The sequence below is a fragment of the Photorhabdus aballayi genome (assembly GCF_026153155.1).
In the GTDB taxonomy this organism is placed as follows: domain Bacteria; phylum Pseudomonadota; class Gammaproteobacteria; order Enterobacterales; family Enterobacteriaceae; genus Photorhabdus; species Photorhabdus luminescens.
Window position 1 is genome coordinate 19,079 of record NZ_JAPFCD010000062.1, and the last position, 9,633, is coordinate 28,711.

Sequence of the window (9,633 nt, forward strand, 5' to 3'; positions counted from 1 at the left end):
ATATGAACTCTTTACTTAAAAATAACCACCACATGGTAAAAGAATTACGCTGGATTTATCCCCATCTGGAACGTATTGATCTGCGGTTACAGCATTACTATTACCAAAACAGAGAAAAATACGATTATTTACCGGATAGTTTCCTACTTACCGAAGATGAATTAGAGCAACATCTGGCAAAGCCACAGAGTATTCCTCATTGGATAATCAAACAGGATGATGTTATTAATTTCTCTGAAATCGAAGAAACCTCCAATGCATTATCACTATTGGTCGAACGTTTTGAACTCACTGAATTTGAGCGTGATGTTTTATTATTAGGTTTATTGCCCCATTTCGATAGCCGTTATCATGCATTATTTGCCGCTCTGCACGGCAACAGTAAAAAACAGTGGCCCAGTTTTGCTTTAGCTATTGAACTATTCAGCCAATGTCAAAGTGATCGGCAATTACTGCAAAATAGCTTCTTACCACAAACACCGTTAATCAATAACCAATTATTACGTCTCAATAATCATCAAGAGCCTATTTGGTTACAAACCCAATTTTTAACTCATAGTGCTATCTGGCATTGCTTATCAGGCCAACGGGTTATTTTACCGCCGCTGACAACTTGTGCTTATTGGCATTCTCCGGCCTCACATAGTTGGTATCCACAAACGCTTTATCATTCACTTGAAAAGATATTACTCAATGAAACCGATGAAATACGCCCGCTGGTCATACTCAGAGGAAAATCAGATAGCGCCAGAGAATTGGCAGTAAGCAATATTATGGCATCTCATGATATCAGTACATTAACGCTAGACTTAGCTCAACTACCGGAGGAAAATAACCCTAACTTGCTAATAGATGCAGTACGGGAAGCACGATTATATGATGCCTGTTTATTAATTAGAAATTTCTCTTTGCTGAAAGAGGAAAAGAGAATATGGCACAACGAATTATTTACACTATTGAACCAACCAAAATTACGTGTGGTTTGTCTAGCAGAACCACAAGATGCATTAATATGGACCAAACATCTGTCAATAGTGCAAATTGATATGCCAGCACTGACTCTGGCGGATAAAAAAACCATGCTGGCAGCAAGTTTACCTAATAATATCGTTCAGGAAATCAATATTACTCAGCTATGCCAACGTTTTTCATTTACCGCAGAAACATTACCGCTAATTCTTAAAGAAGCGAATCAATATCAAATACTCCGAGAACCAGAAGGTCAATTGAAAGAAATCGATCTGCGTAAGGCATTAAGTTTCCGTGCGCAACAAAACTTCGGCAAATTAGCTCAACGAATAACCCCCAAACGCAATTTTAATGATTTAGTGATTTCAGACGCATTAGCGCAACAATTAAAAGAAATTATTGCCGCCATACATTACCGTGACCAAATTCTGGCTACCGGCTTTCAGGAAAAAATCGGTTATGGCACCGGTATTAGCGCGTTATTTTACGGAGAATCAGGAACCGGCAAAACAATGGCCGCAGAGGTTATCGCCGGGTATCTTGGCGTTGATTTGATTAAAGTCGATCTCTCTACCGTGGTGAATAAATATATTGGCGAAACGGAAAAAAATATCTCCCGTATTTTCGATCTAGCCGAGGCCGATTCCGGGGTGCTATTTTTCGATGAAGCGGATGCTTTATTTGGCAAACGCAGCGAAACCAAGGACGCCCAAGACAGGCACGCTAATATTGAAGTTTCTTACCTACTGCAACGACTGGAAAATTATCCGGGATTAGTGATTTTAGCCACCAATAATCGTAGCCATCTGGACAGCGCATTTAATCGTCGCTTCACCTTTATTACCCGTTTTGCTTACCCTGATGAAACATTACGTAAAAAAATGTGGCAAGTCATTTGGCCGGAACAACTTAAATTATCAGATACCATTGATTTTACCCATCTGGCTAAACGAGCTGATTTAACTGGTGCTAATATCAGAAATATTGCGCTATTAGCATCAATGTTAGCGAAAAATGATCACTGTGAACAAATCGAAAATAAACATATAAATCGAGCCGTTACACTTGAATTAAATAAAACAGGCCGACTGGTTTTTTAAACATTGAATAAAATTGGAATAAACATGACAACTATCATTGCTTCTGACAATGCTATTATTGAAGTAAATAACGCATTAAACACTATTTTATCCCAGTATCTAAATACCAATGGCAATAAAATTGATATCCGTTTTGATCTACCTGAAATTAATTCAATCCAATCGGAACCGACAATAAGCGTATTTCTTTACGATATACACGAAGATCTACAATTACGTTCTGCCGAGCCAAGACGTTATAACCCGGCAACCAGTACATTATTACCGGGATGGGTCAATATCAATTGTAACTATTTAATTACTTATTGGGATGCCAATAAGCCTTCAAGCGACAGTTCAAGCCCGGATAGTCAGCCCAATAATCAAGCCGCGCAAGTGATGACACGGGTTTTAAATGCATTAATTAATAACCGCCAATTAACCGGCATTCCCGGTGCTTATACCCGTGTTATTCCACAACAGGAAAACTTAAATAGCCTGGGTAATTTCTGGCAGGCTCTGGGTAATCGCCCTCGCCTCTCTTTAATGTATTCCATTACCGTACCCATGAAACTGCAAGATATTAAGGACAATATCACCCCGATTAGCCAAATCTCAACTTCGGTAGTTCAAAAACCCAATCTGGACAATTCACAAATCAATCAAGCGCTGGCAGATAAATTGTGTGCCGATTTAGGCGGCACAGAAGATATTCGCCTTGCTTTAGCTAAAATCGATCTGATCACTGAATTCGCTACAAACAATAATGAAAGTCAAGAAAATAATGAAAATCAAGAGAATAAAAGTGTGCTGCTCAATATTTCAGGCATTACCTATTCAGATTATTTACCTAAAATAAAAGATATTATTTTAAAGTGGATAAATAGTCAGAGTGCTATTGTTAATATAAATGGCACAGGTATTATTATATTAAAAGAAGATTCTGATAAATTGATTGGGATTTAAAACCATTATTTATATATATCCTATGGATTTAAAAATGCATTTCTCGAAATCAAAATTCCAGGGAATGTGAGAGTAAAGAAATGGCACAAAGCCAAAGAATAAAGATACCATCATTAATGCTGATATTATACTAATATCTTTCTTACCAAAAAAAGTAAACAGGTGATAATATGCCAATAAATAAACACAGTGAAAATAGTCATTATCTTAAAAATAGACCAACACAGCCAAGTCACTCTATTGAGGATGATATAGACGATACCTCATTAGGCATGGGGTTGGATTTAGACACTATGATGGGGACAAGTTCTGTTAGCTTAAATCAAACTCAGGATTATGCATTTTGGAAAGAAAATATTTCCGAATATTACAAATGGATGGTTGTGGTTAAAGGTCACTTAAAACAATTAGATTGGACCTTAAGAGCAATGGACTCTCCTGAATCCGCTAACAGTAATACGGCTAAAAATGTGGGAACAACCGCACTGCAAGCGTTATTAAATACAGGAGGCAGCATAGCGGGCGGCGCGATTGGCGGCGCCATAGGAAGCGCCATAGCGCCGGGTATCGGCACTATCGCTGGCGCAGGTATTGGCGCCTTAGCCGGAACAGGATTAAATTATCTTAATGATACGGCGATTGAAAAATTAAATAAAAAGTTGGAAATCGCACACCCTTACCCTAAAACCAGAAACATGATATTTGATATCAACAATTACGATAAAAACCCCATCTCAAAAGCGATAAAGAAAAAAATCGGTAATAAAGACAATCTAAAAGTTACTGCCGGTGGTTTAATAACGTCACAAATTGTCAGCAGAATATCCCCGGCCAAAATTCCCGCCTATAAACTTGCTGAACTGGCTATATCACACCATAAAGCATTAGCCGGATTAAGTGATGATAAAGCCAGACATATATTAGATTTCACCAATAGTATTCGTGAAGTCCTCAATGAAAGCCACTCTGATGCCGCCGCATTTATGCGTAAAAACTACGGCGGTGATAAAATGAGTCTTTCTGGGTTTTCTTCTAAAATAAAGGGAGAGAAATTAACTTTAGATAAACTGGCAAGGACGAGAAATAAAATAGAAAATATGATTAATAGCATTAACAAACAAACATTAAAACTTTCCTCAGAGAATAACAATAACTAATTACATTAGAAAAACCCAAACAAAAATAAAACAGCCCCATATCAACCCATTTAATTGGAAAATAATCTATACCCTATTATAACAAACAGAAGAGGAATTAATAACATGAAATTCAATTATCAAATCAGTGAACCATTTTATAGCGGTTACCATTCTGATATTGCTATCGCGATTTTCTCTGAACAAGATTTCACAAAAGCGTATGAAATATACCACTCTAATAATTTTAATTATCAAGGCTTAAGAGTAGAACAGGAACCTTATGCAAGGTATTTCAGGGCCTTTCATCATACGGATATTCATAAACAAATTTACTCAGCATCTGAGTTAGAAAATAAATATCAAGCAATGATCTATTTTGATAAAAATCGGCAATTTGAACCTGATGCTGATTCTCTCACCGTGATGTCCAATCATATTTCCTATAATTACGATTTTTACGGCTATACTTCGCTACAATATTTAAAGACTAAATATCCCGAAGAATTAAATCATTACCATGAATCCAACTTTGCGAATGAAGAGTTTAATAATATAATTCTGATTGATTATTTTGAAGGGTGGCGTCAGGAACATAATCTTAGCTCTAATATTGATATAGAAACCTCACTTGCCGTTGAAGATAGTATTGTTGAAGTTTCGATTCTGGGATTATTAAAGGGTAATATACCCGATGAGATTAAACAAAAAATTATTTTCCCTGAGGGAATCGCACCTGAAATTCAGCAAGAACTGCTTAATAATAATGTCGGTAATAAAGTCGATGAATTTAGTCAAAATGTTATTGCAAAACTTCAGCGATTAGCAACAGCGGAAGATACTGTATCAAAAATATTATCTCCTTATCAATATATTGAATCCAGAGTTAAAGAGATTGCGGGTAATCGCGTTAGTTTAGATCAACAAATTACTGTTATTATTTCAAAGAGAATACTTGATAAATGCAAACCTAAGGCTAATAGAAAATTTGATGTATGTAAAAATCAACCCAAACCGATAACGAAATACTTCACCGTTTATGATTTTATTAGAAATATTCATCACAAAGAGTTCAATAAAATTGAATATAGTGGTAAAGATATAAGATTCTTATTAAACAGCGATGTTGAGAATGTTTTAATTAAATTGCAGGATGTTACCGGTGATTATGAAAAATATATCAATAGATTTAGAAATAATGAAGATGTGAAATATTATATCAATGAAGGCATTAATCAACTACCTGGCTCTACTGGGACCACAGTAGATGAATTTCTTGATAAATATATAGAACATATGGATGAGATAAGCTATACGGAAAGTGAAATTATGGCTGATTATTATCTTAATATACTCAGACAAATTCTTGATGCGGTCTCAATGATCCTCCCTGTCAGCCCAATTAAAGGTTATTTAGTTACCATCACGGCCAATACCGTCATACCACTCATTCAATCAGCAATAGCGAACACGTATGAGGAGAGCAGCGCATTACAACAAGAAGCTTGGGTTAATTTTACGGTTTCATCGACTTTTCATGTCATTTTCAGTAATCGAGCAATCGGTAGAAAAATTACCAACGGTGCAAAGTTAATTGAAAATGGCGGTGGATATATTACTGATAAATTTAATATTAAAAAAATAAATGTTAATTATGGATTAAATGCTCAATTAGCCAGAGAGAGTGTCAAAAAAATTCCTGGCTCGGGTACTAACCCGTGGAAACTAGAAAATATTCGAAACAGGTATAAATCATTTCTTGATCGGAAATATTGGTCAAGATTTAGTACCGAGAAAAAGATAAAAGTTTTACAATCACACCTAATGAAAACTCAAGAAGCCAAAGAGTTGGCCGAAGTTGTTGGATGGGAAAAACTCAACAAAATGATAAAGGATTCAATTACATTAGATTATGAAGGAAATCCAATCAATAAAATACCATTCAGGAAACTCGAAGATGAAGTGACAATAAGAAGCTATGCTTTAAAAAATGACCGAAAACGAATTAATGACATATCAAATTTCCTTGATGAGAAACTCACATTTTCAGATCAACTGGAAAAAATTATTCATGTTGAAGATATTTCAGGCAACAGTGATTTAAATAAAGCAGCAAATTGGATTGTCAGTAAAAGCACATCAAATGCTAATGATGCACAACATGTCACAAGTGTGCTATCCAAATATATTGACAAAGATATCAGTGATTTTAATGTATTAACGCAATTGCACGATGAGCTATATCGCTTAAAACCGGGCGCTAATTTAAGACATTATCGTGGTTTTGGCGATCAAATATTTCCACATATGGAATCATCCCAAACGATTCTTCCTTATTATCTAACCAGAACAAAAAGCGTTAATGGTGTTGATCCTTTCCTAATCTATTCAACGTTAATTGAAATTCATCCATTTGGCGATGGAAATGGCAGAACAGCCAGAGCAGCTTATGCGCTGGCATATATTAATAAGCATAGAAAATTTCAAGCGTTAACCAGCTCATCAGAAAAGATTCTGACCGAAAATGCCAATAGACCTAAAACATTTTTTAAATCGCCAACAGCAGATACTCGGCAGGATGCATTTTATCTACCAAGGGATAAAGGAGAAGTGGGTAAATTTAAAATATTGGATAACAGTGATTCAGATTATATTGTGGGAGTTGATGAATCTAACTCTAAATTCAATATCTATGCGGCCTGGAATAAAAATGGCGCTCCTGCTATCAGTAAAACTGCCATTTTTTCCGCTCATGGCGGTCGTGAAAATTCAGCCAGACCCATTATATTTCCCAAAAGTAAAAATATTATATTTTGGGCGCCAGATGAATACCGGTTAGATGATCCACTTATTGAACGATTTGTTAATGAGTTTAATAAATTAAACCCTCATTCCGCTATTGGCGGGAATTATGAAAAATTCTGGTCGGCATTCCCTGACAGATATAAAGATTATGACTTATTAAAATCGCTATTTACTGAAAAGAAACTTGAGCAGTTAAAGAATATTGGCAATATTATAGAAAAACATACCCATTTAACAGCGGAAGATTCAACCGGTATTAGCGCTTCAAAATTAAAAAATAGCTCGGTGCCTAAAGTGGCAGAATATCAATTTTCATGGTATGAAAAAGATAAAGAAAAAGAGTACGTTTCGGCATTAATAGAGAACAGAAAAACAATAATAAGGGCAAATGATGGAACACCGGCGGTTGACTTACTCAGCATTAGCCCAAATGTTCCTATTGATAAAAAAGTCAGTATTAAGGAGCTTATTGAATTCATTAAGGAGAAAAATTATGACAATATTCATGTATTGGCGTGTAGAGAAATTTGGGATAATGGCAAACCCAGAATAACAACTCGCTCTTACGCCGTCACGCGCGGCTATCGAAATGAACATGAACAGTATTGGGAAAATAAACAATTAAAAACGCTGCCACAATCTAAAGCTGCAAGTTCAAGTAGAACTAAACGAGATACTGCCGCTATTAATATCAATGAATACCTTAATGAACCGCGAGATATAAAATATCTTTTGACATCTATATTATTTACAAATAGTCATAACACGCTAAATTATAGCGAATATGTAATTGGCGTGGTGACAACAGATGATAAAATTATTACCTTTGATGATGCTTTAAAAAGAGAAGATTATGATATCTTTTTACCGGGTAAAGAAAAAGATAGCCCTGAATTAATGCATGAACAAACAGTTTCAGATAATCATTCTCTATCCGATTTCAATCTATACAGTAATAACTTACTTGATTTCAGTGAAATAGCAATAGGACAATATTTATATTTCAAAGGAGGAGAAAAATCAGATGGTAATGTCATTTTAGAGATCAATGATTCAGAAGGTTTCCGCTCATTGGCAATAAAGATCCAAAATTTAAGCATGATGGGCGTCTATCTGGCAAATATCATTAATAGCAACTCCCAAGATTTTAAAGCTGGAAGAGTAGAAAATGGGAAACTTGAAACAAGTATTTTAGATGTTAATAATTTATATATAAAAAGTGGAAGTAAAAAGAATTATTACATCAAAATGAAATTTAGTATTACAGATGTTAAATAATATACCCTAATTTATATAAAAAAACCGGGAGCTGTATTTTATAACATAGCTCCCGTTATTTCCTATAATAACCCATTCTTAAAATCCATCTATTTTATTATTTTTCTGATTAGTCAGTTTTTATTGCAACAAAATATTCATTAAAAAATAAGACAAGTCTGAAAATTAACTTTAATTAAATTATCTATCTTGTGATTCCTTCATAAAATACAAACAGTTAAATAAAAAATTAGAACATACAGAATTATGCTGTAAGGTGAGGCTATTGAATTAAACATAAACTCTTAATATGATTATTTATCCTCTATATATTTCTTACTCAAAACTAATAGGTGATAATATGGAAAACGAATCTAACAAAAATGAAAAGCAAAAAGAACGCTCATCACAAACATTGATAGATAGTGATAATTTAGCTCCTACTAGCCGTATGCTGACAATAAGTGAACGTATAAAGGCATTGAATGCAAAAGGATTATCTGACAACAAGAAACCCTCTTCCCAATTTACGATGTCCTCTTCATCAAGCAGTTCTTCTGTAAATATTAATAAACCACAACCAAAACCAAAACCGAAATCATTACAGGGAACAAAACTTCCAGTTATTACAACCGCGGAAAGTTCAACATCACCAGCTAATCGACCAACGTCTTCCACTATAGATCCTGAGACATTATTAACATCAAGTTTTAATAGCATAGCATCTTCAACTTTACTGGTTGGCAAACATGAATTAGAACTGACAGATCAAAAAGATGTCATTATTTTCAGAGGAGATAATCGGGATCCTGAAAAAATCGTAGCAGCAGGTGGATTTTATCCCTGGTCAAAAAAGGATATTACCGAGATTAAGCAAGAATTGACGGATGCATTTATTAGTGACGGACCATCAGCGCATATGGTAGGACATGTCAGAAGTGCAAATAGGAACTATGTATCCACAGGAATAAATACAGATTGTGGGGGATATGGGGGACACGCTGCCTACCTGTACAAAATGGAAATTCCTGGACTAATACCGCAGGAGATGAATAAAGAAACTATTGGTCAGCAAATTAAACAAGATAATAGAAGAGGAATTAATTATCCCGAATTTTTGATGAGCCATCAGACTCTTCAACAGTCAGAATTCGTCGCAATGATGCCCGCTCGTACAGAAGAGCTGACATTTATTACTCCGATTCCCCTGAATTATATCACTTCATACAAAAAGAAAGGCACGAATATCTGGCATAAAATGCCTGGTCCAAAGGAATAAAAGAGATTAACCAGTCTTTATATGTCGTATTTTGCATAATGTGCTTTCCTCTTATCAAGAATACCCAATCAATGGGTAGGAAATAACAGCACCAGATCAAATAATTTTTGCGCCATCTGTGGCGCACTATTATTTACTTTCT

General features: G+C 35.1%; 5 protein-coding genes. All 5 read left to right on the plus strand.

The features are described from left to right. The first annotated feature begins 2 nt into the window (after positions 1-2). The 5 genes from OO184_RS21260 (at position 3) to OO184_RS21280 (ending at position 9,491) form a co-directional block, all read left to right on the plus strand. Positions 3-2,069, plus strand: a complete 2,067-nt coding sequence (locus OO184_RS21260; RefSeq protein ID WP_265380897.1) for an ATP-binding protein — start codon at positions 3-5, stop codon at positions 2,067-2,069. Between the two features lie 24 nt (positions 2,070-2,093). Continuing rightward, positions 2,094-3,014 (plus strand): Pvc16 family protein, encoded by a 921-nt coding sequence (locus tag OO184_RS21265; protein ID WP_265380898.1) that lies wholly within the window; start codon positions 2,094-2,096, stop codon positions 3,012-3,014. 170 nt (positions 3,015-3,184) lie between these two features. Further along, a complete protein-coding gene (locus OO184_RS21270) occupies positions 3,185-4,171 on the plus strand; it encodes a hypothetical protein (protein WP_265380899.1) in 987 nt (328 codons plus the stop codon). Between the two features lie 105 nt (positions 4,172-4,276). Then, the gene (locus OO184_RS21275) at positions 4,277-8,233 is read left to right on the plus strand and encodes a putative adhesin (protein WP_265380900.1); all 3,957 of its coding nucleotides are present in this window, start codon (positions 4,277-4,279) and stop codon (positions 8,231-8,233) included. Between the two features lie 340 nt (positions 8,234-8,573). After that, positions 8,574-9,491: a hypothetical protein gene (locus OO184_RS21280; protein ID WP_265380901.1), complete on the plus strand. Its 918-nt coding sequence runs from the start codon at positions 8,574-8,576 to the stop codon at positions 9,489-9,491. Positions 9,492-9,633: the final 142 nt, after the last annotated feature.